The 21,205-nt window shown below is 43.4% G+C and carries 16 protein-coding genes; 5 read left to right on the forward strand and 11 right to left on the reverse strand.

Annotated elements, in window-relative coordinates; translation table 11 throughout:
• Window positions 1-431: 431 nt before the first annotated feature.
• Window positions 432-764 carry a VOC family protein gene (locus tag RM368_RS14140; protein WP_322694708.1) on the forward strand — a complete coding sequence of 111 codons (333 nt, stop codon included), beginning with the start codon at window positions 432-434 and terminating at the stop codon, window positions 762-764.
• Between the two features lie 278 nt (window positions 765-1,042).
• Here the strand turns inward: RM368_RS14140 and RM368_RS14145 are convergent, their stop codons facing one another.
• On the reverse strand, window positions 1,043-1,795 hold the full coding sequence (locus tag RM368_RS14145; protein ID WP_322694639.1) for an SDR family NAD(P)-dependent oxidoreductase: 753 nt from the start codon (window positions 1,793-1,795) through the stop codon (window positions 1,043-1,045).
• Between the two features lie 522 nt (window positions 1,796-2,317).
• Here RM368_RS14145 and RM368_RS14150 point away from each other — a divergent pair.
• Together RM368_RS14150 and RM368_RS14155 are read left to right on the forward strand one after the other, a co-directional pair.
• On the forward strand, window positions 2,318-2,563 hold the full coding sequence (locus RM368_RS14150; RefSeq protein ID WP_322694640.1) for a hypothetical protein: 246 nt from the start codon (window positions 2,318-2,320) through the stop codon (window positions 2,561-2,563).
• A gap of 365 nt (window positions 2,564-2,928) precedes the next feature.
• Window positions 2,929-3,204 carry a hypothetical protein gene (locus RM368_RS14155; protein ID WP_322694641.1) on the forward strand — a complete coding sequence of 92 codons (276 nt, stop codon included), beginning with the start codon at window positions 2,929-2,931 and terminating at the stop codon, window positions 3,202-3,204.
• A 363-nt stretch (window positions 3,205-3,567) separates the two neighbouring features.
• Here the strand turns inward: RM368_RS14155 and RM368_RS14160 are convergent, their stop codons facing one another.
• The 8 genes from RM368_RS14160 to RM368_RS14195 all read right to left on the reverse strand — a co-directional run bounded on the left by RM368_RS14160 (window position 3,568) and on the right by RM368_RS14195 (window position 16,347).
• On the reverse strand, window positions 3,568-6,483 hold the full coding sequence (locus tag RM368_RS14160) for an NHLP bacteriocin export ABC transporter permease/ATPase subunit (RefSeq protein ID WP_322694642.1): 2,916 nt from the start codon (window positions 6,481-6,483) through the stop codon (window positions 3,568-3,570).
• A 2-nt stretch (window positions 6,484-6,485) separates the two neighbouring features.
• Window positions 6,486-8,747, reverse strand: a complete 2,262-nt coding sequence (locus tag RM368_RS14165) for an NHLP family bacteriocin export ABC transporter peptidase/permease/ATPase subunit (RefSeq protein ID WP_322694643.1) — start codon at window positions 8,745-8,747, stop codon at window positions 6,486-6,488.
• Entirely contained in the window at window positions 8,734-10,179 is a 1,446-nt protein-coding gene (locus RM368_RS14170) for an NHLP bacteriocin system secretion protein (protein WP_322694644.1), read from the reverse strand. Before RM368_RS14170 ends, RM368_RS14165 begins: the two co-directional genes overlap by 14 nt.
• A gap of 1,011 nt (window positions 10,180-11,190) precedes the next feature.
• On the reverse strand, window positions 11,191-12,267 hold the full coding sequence (locus RM368_RS14175) for a cyclic nucleotide-binding domain-containing protein (RefSeq protein ID WP_322694645.1): 1,077 nt from the start codon (window positions 12,265-12,267) through the stop codon (window positions 11,191-11,193).
• A gap of 36 nt (window positions 12,268-12,303) precedes the next feature.
• The gene (locus RM368_RS14180; RefSeq protein WP_322694646.1) at window positions 12,304-13,473 is read right to left on the reverse strand and encodes a DUF7005 family protein; all 1,170 of its coding nucleotides are present in this window, start codon (window positions 13,471-13,473) and stop codon (window positions 12,304-12,306) included.
• The gene (locus RM368_RS14185; RefSeq protein WP_322694647.1) at window positions 13,470-14,282 is read right to left on the reverse strand and encodes a MinD/ParA family protein; all 813 of its coding nucleotides are present in this window, start codon (window positions 14,280-14,282) and stop codon (window positions 13,470-13,472) included. Before RM368_RS14185 ends, RM368_RS14180 begins: the two co-directional genes overlap by 4 nt.
• 49 nt (window positions 14,283-14,331) lie before the next feature.
• On the reverse strand, window positions 14,332-15,900 hold the full coding sequence (locus RM368_RS14190; protein WP_322694648.1) for a cache domain-containing protein: 1,569 nt from the start codon (window positions 15,898-15,900) through the stop codon (window positions 14,332-14,334).
• Window positions 15,901-16,140: 240 nt separating this feature from the next.
• The gene (locus tag RM368_RS14195; RefSeq protein ID WP_322694649.1) at window positions 16,141-16,347 is read right to left on the reverse strand and encodes a bacteriocin; all 207 of its coding nucleotides are present in this window, start codon (window positions 16,345-16,347) and stop codon (window positions 16,141-16,143) included.
• A gap of 433 nt (window positions 16,348-16,780) precedes the next feature.
• Here RM368_RS14195 and RM368_RS14200 point away from each other — a divergent pair, with 433 nt between their 5' ends.
• Window positions 16,781-17,167 (forward strand): Nif11-like leader peptide family natural product precursor, encoded by a 387-nt coding sequence (locus tag RM368_RS14200; RefSeq protein WP_322694650.1) that lies wholly within the window; start codon window positions 16,781-16,783, stop codon window positions 17,165-17,167.
• Between the two features lie 227 nt (window positions 17,168-17,394).
• Complete coding sequence (locus RM368_RS14205; RefSeq protein WP_322694651.1) at window positions 17,395-18,594, forward strand: S8 family peptidase; 1,200 nt, start codon at window positions 17,395-17,397, stop codon at window positions 18,592-18,594.
• A gap of 88 nt (window positions 18,595-18,682) precedes the next feature.
• Here the strand turns inward: RM368_RS14205 and RM368_RS14210 are convergent, their stop codons facing one another.
• Together RM368_RS14210 and RM368_RS14215 are read right to left on the reverse strand one after the other, a co-directional pair.
• On the reverse strand, window positions 18,683-19,474 hold the full coding sequence (locus RM368_RS14210) for a response regulator (protein WP_322694652.1): 792 nt from the start codon (window positions 19,472-19,474) through the stop codon (window positions 18,683-18,685).
• A gap of 76 nt (window positions 19,475-19,550) precedes the next feature.
• Window positions 19,551-20,966, reverse strand: coding sequence for a sensor histidine kinase (locus RM368_RS14215; RefSeq protein WP_322694653.1), 1,416 nt, complete (start codon window positions 20,964-20,966; stop codon window positions 19,551-19,553).
• Between the last annotated feature and the right edge of the window lie 239 nt (window positions 20,967-21,205).

A 21,205-nucleotide genomic window follows, 5' to 3' on the forward strand; every position in this document is an offset into this window, starting at 1 on the left:
ACTGGGAGCGGGGTATGGTTAACATTCATTAATTTCTCGAAATAATTTCTTGAAATGCCCTCTAGGATCTGACCCACAAGAAATGATATTTGGATAAAAGTTTCTCGAATGCACTTTCATTAGCGGGGCTTAAACAAAAATTAAGTCAAATGTAGCCAAAACTGGCTTTGTAAGAGGCACACAAATCACGATTCAGTGTTAACCAATCGAAAAATCAATCTTGTCATAGCCGTTCTCAAGGCATCTATTGCTTCAGGAAAAACGCATCTTATTTCCTAATAAAAATTAAAAAGGATTTCCCAATGATATAGATAATTGCAAACAATTAATTCTACAACTTGGTAATGCGAGAACTCGGACAACACAAGGGGGATAAAGTTATTGCTGAAGAACCACACGCTCATTACTTCGGGCCGCAATTTTAGTTAACGATTCGACCTGCAAGGTCAGCACAAAAACACGATCCCTATGCTCCTGGTTTGCATCATCTCTACTTTCAGGTAAAGACAATGACTGACGTAGACTTATGCTCTGAGAAACTCAGATCAGTAGGAATCAAAGTCAGCCAACCCAAACGGTATCCCGAATACCATCCTGAGTATTACGCAATATTTTTTGATGATCCAGACGGAATCAGACTGGAAATCGTCGCCAAAACATCTGTCCGTCAAGCATTGGAGTTCCGGTGGGACGAATTAAAAGAATTTCTTAATCCTCTGCAAACATTGCCCAATAGTGAGTTTCATAACCCTAATAAAGTTTAGTCCCTACCATTGCCCACACTGTCTGAACAACAGTAATTGCTACAACTTTGCAGTGATTGAATTGCTAGTGGTAAAGCAATTCATCTATGGTGCAATACGCTTGGGTTAAGCAAATTTATCTGTTAAGGCAGGCAGGGGGAGCAGGGGAGGCTTCGGGAGCAGGGGGAGAGAAAAAAGCTTAACTGAACTGTATTGGGCTAAAAATAGGCAGTTAGAGAAATAGATCGCAGAAGAAAAAATTATGTATTGCGATCGCACGCAAGTCGATTGATTAGTAGTCACACAGCAGTGTAACCACCATCTATCAGGTGGAAGCTGCCAGTGACGAAAGAGGCTTGCTTCGACAAGAGGAAGCTAACCATGTCCGCGACTTCCTCGGTTCGTGCAAGGCGACCTAAAGGGTGCAAGTCAGCCATCTGCTTTCGCGCTGACTCTGGCAACTCTTGCATCTGGGGTGTATCAACATAACCTGGCCCGATTGCAGTCACCCGGATGCCCTGGTTTGCATATTCCAATGCTGCCGCCTTTGTCAGACCGATAATGCCGTGCTTGGCAGTGACATAGGGAGCAATACCCGCCACTCCGACCGCACCCGCGGCAGATGACATATTCACAATTGCCCCACCACCACTTTGGATCATGGCTGGAATTTCGTATTTCAGTCCAAAGAAAATGCCATTAAGATTAGTCGCAATCACACGATGCCACCATTCAATCTCATAATCGGCGGTATTAATCCCATGCGGCCCGGTAAAGCCAGCATTATTGACTGCTAAGTTCAACCCGCCAAATCGCTCCACCGTTTCGGCTACCATTGCCTCCACAGCGCGATGGTCAGACACATCAGTTTCAATAACGTGTGTCCGCTTGCCAGATGAATCTAACCGCCTAGCTACTTCCTGCGCTCCTTCGGCATTGATGTCTGCCAGAACGACCCGCGCACCGTTTTCGTACAGGTTGACGGCAATGGCTTCGCCAAGACCTCTAGCTGCACCAGTGACAATAGCTATCTTGTTTGCGAACTCGGTCACTGGCTTATCCCCCAGAGCAAACGCATCTAAATTACTCTTGCTCGCGGCCAACCATAAAAACCAAAGAAAAAGTTAGTATTTCTCGTTTGATTTATTTTTCAAGCCTTAAAGCAATGCCTGCGGCAGGCTAGGCTAACGCCTAAGCTGCTATCAACAAATATAGCTTAATGCAATTATATTTGAGCTTATTAAGCAATAAAGCAGTCTGAAACCAAAATTTGGCTGGTCGTGTTTGAGCCGAGATATCAACGATGGGGCGTAACGGCAAGCACCAAATGCCCACCCGTCCAGACGGTGGCTCCCAAAGTATGCAGCATAACCAGAATTTTGAACAGCATCAGAAGCAATAAATCAGGACTTATTATCTCTTATGTCAGGATTTGTTAATTTATTCAGGATGATTGAGCTATTTACCCCCAATTTTGTAAATATAGATACAGAAATTATTTGGTTTATTCTTTCTGGTCTAGTTGGAGAGAGTAATGCTTGCAAGTTTTAATAGATTACAGACACACAAAGCCTATGCCCCATCAAATAGTTTCGGTTAATTCGACTGCCCCGACTCTGGCAAACCAGATCGCTTCAGGTTGGAACCCCGTCTGCCACATCACGTACAACCGAGATACCTGGGTAAAGTTGCTCCAACCACCCAGTGACTATGCCTTTGAGGAAGCCAAGTTGCTCTGCCAGGAATCCCCAATGACCTGGGTTGCCTGGGTGCCAGATTACGGTGAAGTGCTACTCGATCGCAGTGATTTCTATTGCTAATCAAAAGCACGGTTGATATACCCACCAGCTATTTCGCTAATGTTTTATTTGCCAGGTGAACAATGTAAGGTCATCTCCAATTCGCAAGTCGCAATGGGCTAACGCCCCGCTCCGTTCGCGCAGCGTCTCGTAGAGAAGAGAGCAATTCGCTTTTTAAGAACCCCACAACTGAAGTTGGGGGCTTGCACCCTGAATGAACCAATTTTCAATTACATCCATAATTGCGAATTGCGTTAGCGCAGCGTTAGCGACGTTCGCGTAGCGTCTCGCAGAGAAGGAGCGTCACTGCGAATTGCGAATTGTTTGGTCAAGGTCTGGCTGGTATGGGCAAGTAAGTAATTCAGGTATTAAACAGGTTGAGTGTGATGAACGTCGATTCGGCTATTGATTGGGATGAAATATTTGAGTATTTGCCTGGGACAGTGGTAGAACTCAAGAATAATCCTGGGGTTTTGCATCAGATTGATTACTATGAAACCACGATGGTTCCTCCAATCTGGTTGGTGAACGATCCGATCCGCGTCCGCGTTACCCTCACGAGTTGCAAATTGTCTCTCGTCGTGACATCCAGGTTTGTGATATCGGGTCGCAGGTTGTTGCATTCCGAGCAAGTGCTGCCTCTGGTATTTAGTGTCAATTAACCACCAAAAATTGAACTTGAATTTTGAGACAATAGTCTCTAGGACTTACGCATCTTACATAAGTACTAAACACAATTTGGGTATTTTAGCCATGTTTTGCATCCAGCGATGTCTACGACGGGCTACGCCTACGCAAATGTCGGAATAAATCAGGGTTATCTGAAACCTCTGAAAAGACTAAATACCGTAATACACGTTTTGGTTGATTTGTATAGTGCGTAAGTCCTAACAATACTCTTCAAAAGTGCCGTGCGTTGAATGATAAAGCCGAGTTTGGGAGCGGGTGTAGGTCTGTGGTATGCGATTGATTGGTGGGGGTGTAAGGGAAACCATGTATTCATATTATTCATAAATCTCAAATAACTACGCCATTTGCCGAGCCATTAACTGGGCAAATAGACCTTCAACAGTAGCTAGTTCTTGAAAATTTCCCTGCTGTACAACCCGGCCTGCTTGCAGTACATAAATACGGTGAGCGTTGCGGATGGTGCTCAGTCGATGAGCGATCGCTATTCTGGTAACTTGTAACTTATCCAAGCTTTCGCTGACAATCGCCTGGGTTCTGTTATCTAGCGCACTGGTAGCTTCATCGAATAATAAAATGCGCGGTTTTAATGCTAAAGCACGGGCAATCAATAACCGTTGTCGTTGTCCTCCAGAGAGATTGCCACCTCCTTCACTAATCACAGTATGCATTTGCATTGGCATAGCTGCAACATCGTCAGCAAACCCAGACATTTGCGCTGCTTCCCAAGCTTCATCAAGTGTAATCTGAGCGCCGCTAGCAATATTGTCGAAAATAGAAGCCGACATAATCCGGCCATTTTGCAGAACGACACCTAACTGTCGGCGTACTGCATCAACATCCAACCCGGATAAATCTTGACCATCATAATAGATAGTGCCATCTTCAGGAGCTTCAAACCCCAATAGCAATCTAAATATAGTAGATTTACCGCTCCCAGAAGCGCCTACAAGTGCAATAAACTCCCCAGGCTTGGCATACAGACTGACATCATCTAGGATCAGAGGGCCATCTTGTCGGTAGCGGAATGTGACACGATCTACAGCGATTTTGCCTATGAGCTTACCAGGATCAGCTTTGCTCAGAGCCACTTCTGGTATAGTTTCTAAAATTGGTTGAGCGCGTTTCCACTGAGGGACAACTTGCAAAGTGCTTGTAACTGTATTACTTACATCTGTGGCACCTTTAATAAAAGTACCAAACGCACTGTTAAAAGCCAGGAAAGTCCCAATTGTTAGTCCGATCGCACCTGTTGTCTGAGCTTCCTGAAGTTGTTGCATAGTAAACCAAAACAGGATGCCAGAAGTTACCGTCGGCATGACTGTATTGAAAAGGGCAACACCATCTTCAACGTTCTGGGTGCTAAGTTCCAGTTTTATTTGTCGGCTGTAGTTTTTACTCCAAGAAGCGAAACCGCGCTCTTGGGCTCCAGCGACACGCAGTTTGGAAATGCCGTTGATTAGTTGTACTGTCTGCCCAAAGATATTTCCCTTTATTTCCAGCAGTGGGCGAACTTTGCGGACGAGGAGCATACCAGAGAATGTAGTCACAGCTACAACAACTATTGCCACAGCTACAGCAACTAAAGCTAATTTCCAGCTGTAGTAAAACAAAAGCAACAAGTTTAATAATGAGAACAGACCTGTAATTAGAGTAATCAGGGTTGCGCCACTTAGTAAACGACGAATTGTACTGATTGATGTGACGCGAGATTGAAGATCCCCTGTGGTGTACTGGCGAAAAAAGGATACTGGTAGGTTTAGTAGTCGATCCCACACAGCAGCTTGAGTAGAGGCATCTGAAATCGTTTCCACGCGCAAAAGTGCGAGTCCTTGAGCCAGCCGAAATACTGCCGTCCCAAAAGCTGCAACCAGCAACCCCAAACCAACTTGTAGTAATAATCCGCGATCGCTATCTGGAATGGCGTTGTCAATTAAAATGGCGGTGGCCTGGGGTGTGAGCATACCCAGCAGTGTCGTGGCAATCCCAGTTAAAAAAACGATTAGTATATCTCTGCCACGATTCTTAAGCGCGAACCGAAATAAATCGCTAGCGTTAAGAACTTTATCGGGCAAAGACCGATAAAACATATAAGCAACGGGCGCTAGTGTAGAAGCAATAAAGGCATCTACGGTCAGACGAGTGTCATCGCTTGGATCAAATATTTCATAGCGAGTAGCAGAAACGGGCAGGAGTGCCACTGGTCGGTTATCCTCTTGGGTGTAGGCAACCAAAGGGCCACAGTCCTTTTGCCACCAGTTGTCCCGCAATAAAATCTGTCGCATCCTTAACCGCGAAGCTCTAACAATTGCTTCCAATGGCTCCTTCACCCGCTTCAGGTTCTCTGACTTAGCTGGGGGGCGAATTTTCACACCTAAAGACCTGCCCACAGCACCAGCAACAGCTAACAACGGCGCACCTTCCAGAAAAAAATTTGCTTCTTGAGTTCCTAAAGAAGATGCCAGTTCGCCCAAAGCCTCTGCTGTCACCTGACGATTGAGACGTTCCCGCTCAGTCAGGCGTTGTAGTTCTTCTTGGGTTTCCTGCTGTTCTAGAAAATTGATATATTCCAGCAGTTGAGTATGAAACTGGGAAAGTCCCTCAAGCAGGATATCTGCATTGCGGATGGCGCTTGTGGTTTGAGTGGCAAGCTGAACCTCCCCTACAGCTTGTAACCAGATACCATCGCTGAGGGGGAAAATTCCCGATGTCGGATCTAGAGTTAGTTCCTCAAGCCCCATCCAGTGGAAATTTCCTTGCTGAATTTGTACCCAAGCGATCGCATCTGGTTCTGGCTGGAGAGTTTGACCATCAATTAGAGAAAATCGCGCTTCTCCCACAGCCCGGACTTGAATTGCTGGAGTGGCGATATGGGAAAGTGTAGTGTTGATTTGCTCTACCCAACCCTCCATCAAAGAAACTATTCTAGTATCCGCATCAACAACTAACTCCTCAAAGTATTCTCGGTCTACCTTCAGCAATTCTGTTTCTCCCATTGGCACTGCAAGAAATTGGCGGTGCTGATGAATGCAGTCAAAAGCCGTTCCGAAAAGTGCTTCTTCGGGATGAAGAGTGAACAAATAACGGCGATTTCCTTGGGTGATGCCATTTTTAATAGTGACAGCAAACAACGCTACAGAGCCGGACTGCACCACCCAAATGGTCTGCGGGTCGTCTAGCAGTATTGGCTCATTGCCTTTTAGGCTGTATAGTTGCCCCTGTAAGTCTTTGCCTCTGATTTGGTTAATGACCATAATTAAGCTCCCTCTTCACTGCTGATTAACCGTGAGTACACCCCCTCTACTTGCCATAATTCTTCGTGAGTACCTCGTTGCACTACTTTTCCACGTTCAAGGACGATGATTTCATCACAATCGCGGATCGTGCTTAATCGGTGTGCAACAATTAGGCAGGTACACCCACGTCGCCGCAGATTTTGGTCAATAATTTTTTCCGTCTCGGAATCTAGGGCGCTGGTAGCTTCATCCATAATCAGGATTGAAGGATTATTAACTAAGGCGCGGGCTATTTCTAATCGCTGTCGTTGACCTCCACTTAAATTGGCGGCTCCTTCAATTAGTTCTGCATCAAATCCGCCAGACATGGAGAAAATTACATCATCAATGGCAGCATCCTTACTAGCTCGCACTAAATTTTTATCTGGTACTGTAGTGTCCCATAAAGTTAAATTATCCCTAACAGTTCCGCCAAACATCAAAATATCCTGCTCCACCAAAGCGACGGAGTTAGTTAATATCGATTGCGGAATCTGCTTTCTAGGTTGACCATCAAAGCAAATTTCTCCCTCCCAAGGTTCGTAGAGTCCGCTTACTAGTTTGGCAATAGTAGATTTGCCAGACCCGCTCCCGCCTACTAAAGCTACTCGCCCTCCAGGCTTGACCGAGAGGCTAAAGTTTTCAATCAGAGGCGGATCTAAGCGGCTATAGCCAAATGTGACATTCTCTAGTTCGACGTACCCCTGTAATCTAGGCAGAAAAGATGAGTCAGATAAAAAGATTTTTTCTCCCCCTGCTCCCTGCTCCCTGCTCCCCTGCTCCCCTACTCCCTCAATTGGGTTATCCAACACATCATCTAAGCGAATCAAATTGCCTTCCATTTCTTGGAGGGTACTGCCGAAATTGACGAGATTGTTAACAGGGAGCAAAAAGCTCTGCATCAGTCCTTGAAAGGCTATCAGCATTCCGATGCTGAGGTGTCCATCCATCACTCGTAAACCACCTACAACTAATAAAGCCATTGATGAGAGCGAAGACAAAAGTGTAGGTAATACTGAAAAAGTCTGGTTTGTCACCCCTAGTTCTTGCTGAGAATTGATCGCCTTGGTGTAGTACCCTAACCACCGCGAAAAGAAATCTGATTCTAACCCTGATGCTTTGAGAGTTTCTATACTTTGGAGAGCCGCTATGGATGCGCCAGCCGCTTTCCCATATTCTTGAATTAATCGCTGATTAGCATCGACGCGCTGACGGGAGATCCATTGCAAGGTTAAGACATTTACAGCAGCAAAACTAGCTACAACCAAAGTCAGTACCCAGTCATATTGGAGCATGACTAAAGCGTAAAAAATTACCATTACCGCATCAATGACTGTGGTCGCCAATCGCCCTGAAAGCACATCAGCAACTTGGTCGTTGAGACTAGTGCGGTTACTAATTTCACCTGCAAACCGTTGGGCGTAAAAACCAACTGGTAAACGCAGGATATGCCAGAGAAAACGACTGGACATTCCCACAGACAGCTTGACTTTCAAACGGCGCAGATAACGCAACCGCAGTAGTGTTAATACTCCTTGTAGGATTGCTGCGATCGCCATTGCCAATAACAACGGACGTAGCCAATGCTGCCGTCCTTGCACCAGGATTTCATCTACAAACACTTGACTAAATACTGGTACCGCCAGCCCGACAAGTGTTAACAAAAACCCTGCGACTAGACAGTAAATTAAGACACCAATAGCACCCTTTAGTCGTGACCACAGCGATAAAATCAGGCTAGGTTTACGACCCCCTTTTTCAAATTCTGGTCCTGGTTCCATAACCAGCACCACTCCGGTATACCCCTCGTCAAATTCCTGTTGAGACACCTTTCGCGGCCCAGTGGCTGGGTCATTAAGATAGACCCAATTAGAACTAAATCCCTCTACTACCAAGAAGTGGTTGAAGTTCCAAAACACAATATAGGGAGGGCTAAGGTCTGGAAGTTGATCCAGTTCCTTCTTAAAGCCTTTTGCTTGGAGTCCATAGCTTCTGGCAGCTTTGAGGACGTTGGAAGCTTTACTGCCATCGCGGGAGACTCCACACTCTCGACGCAGTTCTGGCAAAGGCACAATCCGACCATAGTAACCCAAAATAATTCCCAAAGCTGCGGCACCACATTCTACTGCCTCCATTTGCAAAAGCGTGGGTGTCTTTACCCGCTTGAGAGGATTTTTCAGCAGGTTTTGCAGGTAGTGCAAAGGATTAATCGGTGCCACTAATGATGGATTAGTAGATACCACTGACAGACCTCAGAATAGGTAAAACAAACGTAATTGGCGATCGCTCTTCCACCTTGACTCGCACAGATGTAGTCGTTCCAGAAGAAATTTTTAAATGCGGCCCATCGGAAGAAGACCACTTATAACCGCTAAAAGTAGTAGAATCTGGCTGCAAATCAGCAAATACTTGGATAACTGCCTCCTGCTTTTCCCCCACCAAACCTGCAACCACTTCAGGATTACCTACTACACTAGCGGCTGCTTCTCTGGTAATCGGAAATGGTGAGACAGTGGTAATCTTACCGACAATACCGCCAAAGCGTTCCCGCTTCACGGTTTGGGGTGTAATTTGCAGCGTCATACCTGGTTGAATTTTTTTGCCCTCTCCAACTGGAAAATAGGTGATGCCAACCATTTTTCTAGATGGATTTTCTGCATCTATGCTTCCTAAACGGGTTCCAGCATTAATGACTTGCCCCGTTGTCACAGTGATTTCAAGAATACGTCCTGAGTGTTGAGAGATAATCTGGCTGTTATTACCTAATTGTTGTTCTAGTTTGGCAATCTCTCGCCTGACTTCTTGAATCTCATTTTTGCGGGTAGTTGCAGTTTGCAGGTCTTCTTGAGCGAGAGTTGCTGCTTTACTGTTCTGTTCTTGCAACTGAGCTTGAATGTTTTTGATTTCGTTCAGATTTGAGAGATATTGCTGTTGTGCATCTGCTTCCTTAAGGTCTAGTTGCTTCAACTGAGATTGTGCTTCATCAATGCTTGCACGGGCATCGTCGTATTGTTGCCGTGCTTCTAAGACCACATCATCAGGAATCGCTCCTTCTTTTAAAAGCTTTTGGCGGTTTTCTAGCCTCTTTTTATGCGTAGGAAGCAGCCCTTTGAGTGTTTGCAAGCGTCGCTGTAAGTTGAGGCGATCGCGCCCGATTGACACTAGTCCTTTCTCCCGCAACACGGGTGTCAAATCCTGCACAATCTTGAGTCTTTGCTCAAGAGTTAAGCGTTGCTCTTGGATTGCCTTTGTGTCAAGCTGCTGACGCTGCCCTTGTAACAAACTAGCGTTGCGATCCTGATCCTCTAGTTGGGCTAGTTTGGCCCGTGCTAATTGTAATTGCTTACGCAGGTCAACTTGGTCAACTGTTGCCAGTACGTCTCCCTTTTTGACCACATCCCCAACATTTACATTTAAAGCAACTAACTGCCCTGCGCTTTTCGACTGTAGTGGCACAACTGTACGCGGATAAATCAGTACTCCTTGACCTTCCACAGTAATCGGAATGCGTCCATAGATACTCCAGACCACGGCAACAGCTACCAAAGAACCCAAGGCGGTTAAAGGTAGCCAGCTTTTAGGGCTAACTACCTGCATTAATTGGTCTAATCTTTCAGGTGAAGATAAACGCTCTAATGACTCTTTTCGGAATAGGTTTTGCTTGTGTTCAACCATTTAGGATGCCTCGACAATCATTTGTGCGAAAAAATCTCCCTTTTTCTGTAGCTTAAATATTTCAAGTTTTCTAAATAGAGATTTGTACTTAGTAACTTAGAGAGTGGAACATCAGCTCTCAATACACAATTTTTAAGGGAAGACTAACAATATTTTCTTATCTTTAAGCTTTGGGTTTCGGCTCATCGTCTAAGAGGATGTCTGAAAAGTTCTTTTATATACATCTAACCCTTGGAGATCCCCCTAAATCCCCCTTAAAAAGGGGGACTTTAAGATTCTTATTCCCCCTTTTTTTAAGGGGGGTTAGGGGGGATCAATAAATATTTGATACTTCTCAGACATCCTCTAAAACTCCCTTCTCTAACATGAGATTAAAATTGTGAAATGTATAAGCAGGCAAAATACTACGGGTGTCAAACATAGAAGCAATCTCTTTAGCAGTTTTACTCCCCTTGTGTATAATTTCACCTAACTCATTGAGATAGGAATCGTAGCAAAATCTAATTTTTTTTAAATTAGTTGATAGTTGGAAATCATCAGGAAGGCTTTCATACTTCAGGTCACTTAGAAACTTATTTGGCAATCAGTTCAGATTCAAGTTCTCTACGGACTTTCTTTTGTTCAGTCATGTGACTTATTTCCTTAGATTTAAATTATTACATATAACGTTGAATGAGAATTTATAAGGTGTAATTACAAGAAAACAAGTTCTTGTAAAAAGAGAGTACACTTAAGAACCTCAATTCAGGTTATTGATATAAGCTTATCTAGTAAAAATTAAGGTTACAATCAACTATTTTTCGGTTGTACTAACATTTTTTTTGGTTTTAGGTGCTGAATTGTGTATACTAAATATAAAATAGTTAGTTTGCAGTAACGAGGATAATACCTCTTATATTAGACAATAAAAATTTTGAAATAAATGTTGAAAACTTAAAAAAAACTATGAATACAAAAATAGGTGTTAAGCGAAAACCTAACACTTTACACTCTATGATAATAAATTTAATTTTATCTCAAACGACTCAACATCCAATCAAATCTGGTTCCAGCCAGTGCCATGTTATCTAAAACATGAGAATCTAGTTCATCCTCATATTCAACATTTTCATCTAGTGATTGACCTTTGCTATAAATGCGTCTGCCATAACCAAGCCGACTGAACATTTCCTGTAATCGATTTACAAGCAGCGTAGCAATTACCCGATAAAATCGAGACGCAAAACCTATATCCTGCTGTAATTTTGCTGCTAATTGTTGTCGAGGAATTGACAACACAAGTGAGTCTTTAGTAGTTTTGACAGTTGCAAAAGGCAAACGGGTATCAATAAAAGCTGTTTCTCCGACGATTTCGCCTTTTGATAATCTTGCTATCTCTCTGCTTGTAGTTTCGTCACCCTCTAAAGCCGCAAAGGCGCGAGTTAAAGGATTACGTTCATCCTCAGAAACAGAAACTGTCATTGTTCCATCCAGTAGGATATACAGTGCATCCACAGGCCCTCCCTCACGAATGAGTACTGTGTTAGCGGCAATTTTTTGGCTAGTACCTGTAGCAATCATCCAATCGATGTCACTATCATGCAATTGTTCCAAAATAAACAGCATATCTCTGAGCGTATTGCTCTTAACAAGTTTGCTATGACCAAGTTGAGTGATTCTGTTTGCTAGTAGAATAGCGATCGCTCGATAAAATCGAGATGCAAAACCAATATCCTGCTGCAATTTTGCGGTCAATTGCTGCCGAGAAATCGATATTACCAATGAATTTTCAGCTGCTTCAACAGTGGTAACAGCTGCGCGGACATTAATAAACGGGATTTCTCCTACTATCTCACCACTTGAAACCCGTGCAATCTCTCGTCCTAATATTTCGCTATCCTCCATCGCCGCAAAAGCTCGATCTAGAGGATTGTTTGTAGCTTGCGAAACAGTAATTGTGAATGTTCCATCCAGTATGATGTGTAGGGTATCCAGGGTTTTTCCTTGCTGCACAAGGATAGTGCCAGCAAGTATTTCCTTTTTTTGACCCGTAGCGATCATCCAATTGATGTCACTATTACTTAATTCCTTTAGTAAAACTTCTGTCATAATTCATATAAATTTAACTTTATTTGGATACTCGACTTACCCCTTTGTGAGAGTTGTCGGCAATTGGTCTAGAATTTTTTGGATATACGAATTCGCCTGAGAGTCAGCCAATTCTTCTAATGTCAAATAAGTCAAAGCTATTAACATAATCAGTTGACTATTAAAAGTTCTTAACTCGCTTCCATGTTCAGCATCAAAGCGTTCCAAATTTTCAGCAGCAGACTTCACCAATGCTTGCAGAATCTTAAATGCGCCCTCTGAAAGCGGCGGTTGACCTCGATAATTTTGTAATCTCCCTCTTTCTCGGTAATCTGGAAATGACTCCAGCCCCAGAAAACGCAAAAACCAATCAGCCCGATAGTGTCCGATAGTCGCCACAATACTTCTGTAGTCAGCAATAAATTCGTCGAGTAGATTATTCCGCATGGAGCCAAATAAGCGGTGTGTGAAGTAGTGCGTACATTCATGTTCCAGCCGAATATTTAGGGAAATACGCCGCCATTCTACTTCCGAAAGTCCGATGTCGCTGGCTGAAACATTGCTATAAAAACCGTCACTCAAAATAATCAACCGATCTTGATAAAGCTGCTTTTGCGGGATTAGTCGCCCAAATTCTTCTAACCAACTACTTTCGGAGCAGTTACCAAAATTTCTAACTGACCATTGTTGGCGATATTGGCGAACCCGATCCCAGTTGTTGAAACCACTAACCATGCAAGCTCCCATAGAAGCAGGAATTGGTTTGGGTTCATTCCGCATTGTTAGCGCTTGTACCAAAGAAACAAAGTCTTCTCGATTCCTGGTGAGTAAAACCGGGATGACTCCAGCCAAGCTTTGATGTAGGATCAACTCGAGTTGTTCGGGTTGCTGCAAAATCAGACCAGTCGCTTCAACCATACTATCTACTGTCACACCCTTACGAGTAGCAGAGCGGTATGCCTCTGTTTGGCTGATGCCTTCGAGTATGGGGAACTGTAACTGTACCAACTTGGTTGATAAAGCTTGAAAAACTCCTACTTCTTTAGCAAAAGTGGCGTATTCTTCCCAGGCGAGTACATGAGGTTCGGGTGGAAGGGGAAACTTGGCGGGGAGTTTTAAAAAGCTGCGATCGAAGATGTTTTGATTGTAAGCAAGTAATTCCTCTGTCTCCAAGGCAGTAGCGCCATAGGAAGCAAGTACATGAGCACGAAGTTGGTGTTGGTTCAAGTGCGATCGCCTCCCACCAATACCTTCTTTAACTCAACCCTATCCATAATCTGCCGAGCAATTTCTTGCACCGTCTGGCTAAATGGATGATCAGCGTAACGCAAGCAAAACAAACCACTGCTGGCTAACTGAATTATCTCTTCAGAAAGAGGCACAATACCGACCACTGGAGTGTTGTAGATTGTTTCCATTTGTTCTCGCAGAGCGTTGAAATCCATTGCTGGTAGCACCTTATTAATTACCAGCAGCATTTTGTCCACTTTTAATTTTTTCGCCACCTCCACCGTTACCGCAGTACCTTGGAAGTCTTGGTGGTCTGGACGTAAGATAACGATTAAAATATCAGAGATAGCGATCGCTAGTAAGGTTTCTTCATTCAAACCAGGGTGAGTATCAATCAACAAATAGTCTAGGTTGAGATAGCGGATTAGATCCTCAAAGCCGTCGTTGAGTTTGCCTACATCATAACCCTCGCGCAAGATACGGGAAATTTCTCCTGCTTTAATACTGGAAGGAATTAGGTAGAGGCTGCCATTGCTTACAGATGTCTCCCCTTCCATATTTAAAGTATGACTGACATCGTAGGCAGCATCTTTAATTACACAGCGCCCCCATAAGTAATCATTGAGGGAGCGATTCATCTTTGACTCGTCTAGACCGAAAATAATATGAATCCCTGGTGACTGAATATCGGTGTCAATAATACCTACACGTTTTCCAAGACGTGCAATAGTAGCGGCTAAGTTAGCAGTTAAATTTGATTTTCCCGTACCACCACGAAACGAGTGAATAGATACAATTTTGGACATAATGGCATACCCTTGCTATGTGTAAATTTATTTAACTTTGTGTCTTTCTTTAATCAGCTTCTTTTGCAACGTGACCTTTAAGATTTTGTGCTTTTTGGTGTAACTGCTGGAAGTAATCGGTTTCTGTTTCATCATTTTTGGTCATTCGCCCCTTGATTTTTTGCGCTTTTTGATGCAGTTGTTGGAAGTAATCTGTCTGTGTGATATCAGCTACCTGACGTGCCTTTTTCGCTTCGTCGATTTCAACGTTTAATTCCATCACTTGCTGTTTCAGCTTTTGCTCTCGCGCCTTCACTTCTCGAGCCATTTGCAGGAAAACGCGCACTAGTTGACCAATATCATCATTCGCGTCAGACACTTTAGCTAACTGATGAGTATCAAAATCATCCTGCTCTACCAGTGATTGTGCTGCTTTTGTCAGGGCACGAATCGGTTGGGCAATACTTTGCGCTAAAATCAAGGCGATGATTGTTGCGATCGCTCCTACTGCCAGTAAGCTGTAGCTGTTCTGCCAAATGAGTTGATTCAAGGGAGCATCAAATTGTGCGTGAGCTTTGTTCACCCCTAGCACCCAAGGTTGCTCTTGTAAGGGAGCAAAGCCGATCATCTGGCGTGTCTGCTCAATTGGGGAATAATAGCTAGTGTGACTTGTCTGTTTAGCTCCAACGATCGCATCTGCTAACTCTGGAATTTCCAAGCTTTTGATTTGCTCGACGCCATAAAGCCTATCGGTTTCGCCCTGCTGTTGTTTGTTAGCTGGCAAGCGGACTAGACTATGATAAAGCAGCGATTTATCAGGATGGCTAATGATTACGCCACGCTCGTCAACCAAGAAGGCATAACTTTGAGAGCCAGCCTGCAACGCATTTACAATCGCCCAGATGTCTTCTCCCTTGATTTTTAAGACCGCCACACCGACAATCTTGCCGCCCTCAGACCGTATAGGATTGGAGAAATAGATGCCTGGCCGTCCACTTGTTGTACCAACTATAATGCTGGAAACGTAAGGGCGTCCCTGAATGCTAAAGCGGAAGTATTCACGGAAGGCATAGTTTTGAGCAATGAATGTGGGGTCAGTGGCAGCAAGACAGCGCCCCTTTGTATCTATAATGTAGACAACATCATAGTCGGGGTTAGAGCTAAAGACATTATTTAGCGTTCGTTGCATCGAAGAACGGAAGGCTGTTTGCTTCTGAGGACTAGTAGCAGACAGAAAACCCACTACATCCTTATCAGTACTGACTTGGACTGCAACACGCTGGATATCGATAATTAACTGGTCGAGGCGACTAGCGTTACTGGTGGCTAAGAGTTCCAGTTTGCGATATTCGCTGTCCTCTGCACTCTTAAGGCTTTCTTGGAGGTTGTGATAGGTGGTGAAGCTCATCGGTATAAGAGCAACACAGAGAAGTGCTACCGAGAGTTTCGTTCTGATAGACCAGGCAGATGGGTTAAATAGGGACTGCTTCGCTTTAACAAGAACCTTTAAAAAGGCTTGCCGATTTTGCCAACCAGAACCCGGTAGGATAGGAGACTGAGCATCCGAAACATTCTCGATTCCTTGGTTGGGAAGTGATTCTTTCTCTGAAGCAGGAGAATTACTTGTTGTTTTGCTCATATTACACCTCTTGCTAGGGCGTAAGTAGATTTGGGTTCATCCTGCCAGCTATCTGACCACTGGATGCGATCGCTTCATTCAATAGAAGAGAAGCTTGAATTACCAATTACCATTAACTCGACTTGAGTTTGGTAAAAAAATTCCTCAAAATCAAGATGCCTGAAAGTTATTTTGCTTTATTTGACAATCAGATTTTTAAAGATTCAACCATTGAGTTTTAAAACATTGAATTAAATTCTTTTATAAATGTTTATCAAGGTTTTCCCCAATATCAGAAACTAAGTCTTTGCCCTCTTTGTAAACGTCAGTAACAAAGTCTTTAACAGGGTCTACTACTTTGCCTAATTCTATACCACCAGAAACCGAAGTAAGCTCTTCATCAGATAACTCATTAGATTGCTGTTGGACATCAATTTTATTTTTATGATTAATTGAATTGTTCATCATGGTATATTTTTCTTTTGGATTTTTTAGTTTACTTTATCGAAATACTATTGGTGACTAAAGTTAATTATTTGCATTTTTCATTAAATTCATCAACTTTTTATTTGAGCGAACTGAAGGTTAAATTAATATCTAATAGATTAAGATATCTAAAAGCTAAATTTAATACACAATATTTGTGTAAGACTAACAATTTTTTTTACCTTGATATCAAAAAAATTATTAGTTACATCAAAAGATAGTGTATGGTAATTACCTTAAAAACTCAGTTAGTCTTTTCACAGGTTCAGCACTTCTAACTTGATTGCTAAAGCATAAAAAGATGAAATGTCTGAGCAAAGTTTGCTGAGAATCACGAACAGCGATCAAAATGCAACTTAGAGTTAACAACTCAATCTGTAACCAAACTGAATGTTATTTACTGAAGGAGAAAGATATGTCTATCCAAGATGCTAAGGCGTTTTTTAATGCGATCGTTACGGATGATAATTTCCGAAGCCAACTTCAAGACCCTAAAACTAATGAGGAACGTGCTGTAGCTATAAGAGCGGCAGGATATAATTTCACTCCAGAAGAATCTCAGCAGTTGCTCAATCAAATTACTGAAGCAGCTGCTATTGCTAACAGTCTGAGTGAGGCCGAGTTAGAAGCAGTTGCCGGAGGAGCAGCAGGACCAGGAGGTGCTCTTTTAGGTGCTCTTGGAGGTACTACTGGCGCGTTAATAGCCGGGAAACTCCACGGGTCTTCCTCAGAGGATATACTTAAGGATCAGGTTGCTTGGGGTACTGCTGGGGCTATAGGTGGTGCTCAGGGACCATCCTAACTCCATCGCTCCAGGAAGTAGTTCTACTCTGGTAGACGGTAGAGATTTTAAATAACAACTAAGCCAAAAAGCAGCCAAGCATAACTACTTGGGTGCTTTTTTAACTCTGAATATAAATTTTGAAAAAGTGTTTTTAAACATCAGTAACAGCCTAGCTTGGGCGGCACAATATCAAGCGAATCATTTCTGCTCTAAACTAGTGAATTTTGAGAAAGTCCTTAAACACCATGAGAGATTTAAAACTCCTTCAAACAATCGTTACATCAGGGGTGATAGTGACAACTGCTGCACTTGGGAGCTTTGTTGCCAAGGTTCAGGCGGCTACCTTCACTCTACCAATTGAAGCAGCAGCTAAAGCTACAGGGGTTGATGTTTTGCGCGATCGCTACGGTCTAGATGGTACTGGAATCACTATCGGTGTACTATCAGATAGCTTCGCCACAGCAAAGACCTTCGATACCTCTAACAACCAGGATACTTATGCTACAAATATAGCCGATGGCTACTTACCATCTAATGTTAACGTGTTAAAGGACTATGCTAAACCTGGTACCACGGATGAGGGTCGCGCTTTATTGCAGATCATCCATGCTGTGGCTCCAGGGGCTAACTTAGCGTTTCACACAAGCTTGAGCAACACGGATAGCTTTGGTCAAGGCATTCAGGCTCTAGCGGCTGCCGATGCAGATATAATTGTGGATGATTGGGGCTATTTTTACCCTCCGATCGCTCCTCCTGATGCACCTTTAAATCTACTAGATTTGGAGCCTCCAGACGGGCCAATTAACCAGGCGATTAACACAGTAGTTAACCGGGGGATTTCTTACTTCACTAGTGCCGATAATAATTATCTTCCCCCCGATAGCCGAGTGCCTGGTATTCCAATATATGGGCATCCAAATAACCCTAATACGCTGACCGTTGGAGCAGTGTACTACGGGAACGCAAAATCCTACTCAAGCAGAACGTTCGATGTTGTTGTAAAGCAGGGTCAGCTAGAACCATTTTCTTCAGAAGGCAACCCGGATTCTTTCAAGCCGGATGTTGTGGCTCCGGATGGGCTAGCAATTTCCTTCAATTTAGGTGGAAGTTCTCCTCTTAATGCCAACCCCGACTTCTACACCTTTTTAGGTACCTCGGCATCGGCTCCTTTCACAGCCGCAGTTGCAGCACTGTTACTAGAGGGCGATCCAAGCGCAACACCTACTGAAATCTATGATGCTCTAAGAGATACGGCTGACAGCCCTTCATTAGGCTTCGACTCCAGACTTGGCTTCGGACTGATCCAGGCAGACAAGGCTATTGTCGCACTGGGTGTGGAACCCAAATCAGTCCCCGAACCTTCTGCAACTTTAGGCTTGCTAGGTGTCGGTGTTTTAATTCTTGGTTTGCGCCTGAAACTCCTTAGCAAAAGTTCAAGATTATAGTGAACCCAGTCAGTGGTGGGGCTTCAAAGCCTTTAGTTTGAGCAACAAACGGGTTTTCTGATTACTGAGGCGCTAGTTCAGCTTTTAACTACTGGATTTGCTGCGCCCTTCGCCAAGCTTTGGGGGTAGTCCCGTGATACTGGCGAAACTGACGAAAGAAATGACCCTCATTCTGATAGCCCACAACCTCAGCAATCTGATTTGCGGATTGGTTAGTTTCTAAAAGTAAGGTACGCACTGCTGCCATCCGGCGCTCGACAATCCAATGATTCACTGGTTTTCCTGTCTGGCGTCGTACTAAATCGGTTAAGTAAGCTGCGGAGTAACCTACTGCTTGGGCTACATCGCACAGGGTAATGGATTGATAATAATTGGCTTCGATAAAGTCGAAAACCTCTTTAAGTTGAGGACAAGTAGGCAAGAGTGATTGGGAATTTGCTGATGTGTCTGTGTCAGTACTTTGGAGTTCTGAAACTGGTGGGGACTGAGCAACATAGCACTGGCGCATGGTTGCCTGTTTTTCTAATCGAGTTGCGATCGCTTCCAATAATTCCTCTACTGTTGATGGCTTGGTAAGATAGTCGTCTGCTCCCAAATTCATCCCTTGACGAACCTCGGTTTTAGTAGATTTGGCACTGAGAAAAATGAAGGGAATTGTTGCTGTTAAAGGGTTTTGGCGCAACGTATTCAAAACACCATAACCATCTAGTTCTGGCATCAGAATGTCGCAAAGTACCAAATCAGGCAAGTGTTCTTGTGCTTGCTGAATGCCAACAAGACCATTTTCCGCAGCGATCGCTTCAAATCCTTCTGCTTCTAAACTGTCTAAAAATATATCTCGGCTTTCTGGCTCATCTTCAATCACTAGAATTTTAGTCATAGTGTCCCCTTGATGTTAAGCGTCAGATGAATTATCAATTTTCATAGACTTTCTGGCTGTTTTATTGCAGAGATTGTCACTGCGCTGGCAGGGCAATTGTGAATGTAGTACCTACTCCAACCTCGCTGGCAACTGAAATTTGACCACCATGCAGGTCTACAAGCTTTTTGACAAGTGCTAATCCCAATCCATTACCGGGGATATTGCCGACATTCGTACCGCGATGAAATGGCTTAAATAGTCGTTGTTGATCTGCTACAGAAATTCCAATTCCTCGATCTTTAATCTGGAAAATCACTTCTTCATCCCGGCAAGAAACTATTAAATCAATCGTGCTACCACTTGGAGAATACTTAAGTGCATTTGAGAGCAAATTCCTGAGAATAGGCTGTAGCAATTTTTGATCTACGCAGACTGTACAATCACCTTGACTAATTAAAGTGACTGCGTAGTCAGGGGTCTGCGGTGACGCAGGTATTGGGAAGGTATTGTGTTGTCCAGAGTTGTTGGAGCAAAGGCTCTCTTTGCTCGAAACTTCCCTCTTGGGAGAGGGGGATTCCCTCTGTAGTAGCAACTGGCATGATTCTTCCCAGGAGGAAATGTCAAAAGAGTCTCCCGGCATCAAGCAAGTGGCGTTGCTTTGGTTCAAATTCATTTCTGCCAATATCTCACTGCACAATTGGATCGGGTTCAATGGTTTTGGCTCAAACTTGAGCTTTTCTGCTTCTGTTTTATGGTTGAGAAAAATTTCATCCATCAATTGGCTGATTTGTTCAACTGCCATTTCCAAGCGTTGCAAGTATTGTAATTTTTTCTCTTCAGTCCACCGATGAACATGACGTTTCAGTAAACTAGCGGACAATGAGATAATATTTAACGGAGTGCGAAATTCATGAGAAAGCATAGAGAAAAAGTGCGCTCTGTGTTCAGTGAGTAGTTTTTCTTGTTCTAAAGCTGTCTCTACCTGCTGGCGCAAAACTTTCTCGCGGTACAATTGCTGATTAGCGTCTCTTAATTGAGCTACAAGCTGGTGCACTTTGCAATCTAATACTTCATTAACCTTTTGTAAGACCATAGACGCCTGCTGGCGTTGACTGATATTGCGGATCGAGATACAGCCATATTCGCTAGAGTTGTATTCCAAATAGATAATAGTAATTTCTACGGGAAAGGTCCAATCTTCCTTAGTTCTATATAAAGATTCAAAGTATAGGTAGCCTTGCTCTTTAATAGTTCTCCAATGCTTTGACCAGACTGTTGGCGAAAAGTCTGGTTTGATGTCGTACATAGTCATAGAGAGTAATTCCTCACGAGAACATCTCACCAAACTGCACGCTGCATCATTGGCGTAGAGAAACTCTGCATTTGGCTTTACCCAGAAAACTGCATCTTCCATATCAACAATTACGGACTTAGTATGCTGTAATTTTTTTTCTAGTAGCAATCTGATTAGAAAGTTGTTTTGCTCTAAAATGCGGTTGCTAATAACCATAGTTCAAGTCACTGCAATTACTGAATAAACTTTTCAAAATGACTTTTTATCACTAAGCTGCTGGTTGCATCTGGTTTAATACGACTTTTGTCAAACCGAACCAGAATTACCGCTTCCTGCAAACTTATAAAAGCATTTCAATCCTTTAAGTCAGGCTTTGTTTTCTCGAATTCATCGAAAGCGACAGTAAACTCTATTCCTTTGTGGGTGGAGTTTTTTATACTCATAACCTATGTAGT

It is taken from the genome of Nostoc sp. DedSLP03 (assembly GCF_034530815.1).
Lineage (GTDB): Bacteria > Cyanobacteriota > Cyanobacteriia > Cyanobacteriales > Nostocaceae > Nostoc.

Excerpts from the sequence above, each read along its gene's own strand:
- RM368_RS14150 (WP_322694640.1), top strand. The coding sequence starts at position 2,318 with ATGCCCCATCAAATAGTTTCGGTTAATTCGACTGCCCCGACTCTGGCA.
- RM368_RS14155 (WP_322694641.1), top strand. The coding sequence starts at position 2,929 with ATGAACGTCGATTCGGCTATTGATTGGGATGAAATATTTGAGTATTTG.
- RM368_RS14160 (WP_322694642.1), bottom strand. The coding sequence starts at position 6,483 with ATGGTCATTAACCAAATCAGAGGCAAAGACTTACAGGGGCAACTATAC.
- RM368_RS14170 (WP_322694644.1), bottom strand. The coding sequence starts at position 10,179 with ATGGTTGAACACAAGCAAAACCTATTCCGAAAAGAGTCATTAGAGCGT.
- RM368_RS14175 (WP_322694645.1), bottom strand. The coding sequence starts at position 12,267 with ATGACAGAAGTTTTACTAAAGGAATTAAGTAATAGTGACATCAATTGG.
- RM368_RS14185 (WP_322694647.1), bottom strand. The coding sequence starts at position 14,282 with ATGTCCAAAATTGTATCTATTCACTCGTTTCGTGGTGGTACGGGAAAA.
- RM368_RS14190 (WP_322694648.1), bottom strand. The coding sequence starts at position 15,900 with ATGAGCAAAACAACAAGTAATTCTCCTGCTTCAGAGAAAGAATCACTT.
- RM368_RS14195 (WP_322694649.1), bottom strand. The coding sequence starts at position 16,347 with ATGATGAACAATTCAATTAATCATAAAAATAAAATTGATGTCCAACAG.
- RM368_RS14200 (WP_322694650.1), top strand. The coding sequence starts at position 16,781 with ATGTCTATCCAAGATGCTAAGGCGTTTTTTAATGCGATCGTTACGGAT.
- RM368_RS14205 (WP_322694651.1), top strand. The coding sequence starts at position 17,395 with ATGAGAGATTTAAAACTCCTTCAAACAATCGTTACATCAGGGGTGATA.
- RM368_RS14210 (WP_322694652.1), bottom strand. The coding sequence starts at position 19,474 with ATGACTAAAATTCTAGTGATTGAAGATGAGCCAGAAAGCCGAGATATA.
- RM368_RS14215 (WP_322694653.1), bottom strand. The coding sequence starts at position 20,966 with ATGGTTATTAGCAACCGCATTTTAGAGCAAAACAACTTTCTAATCAGA.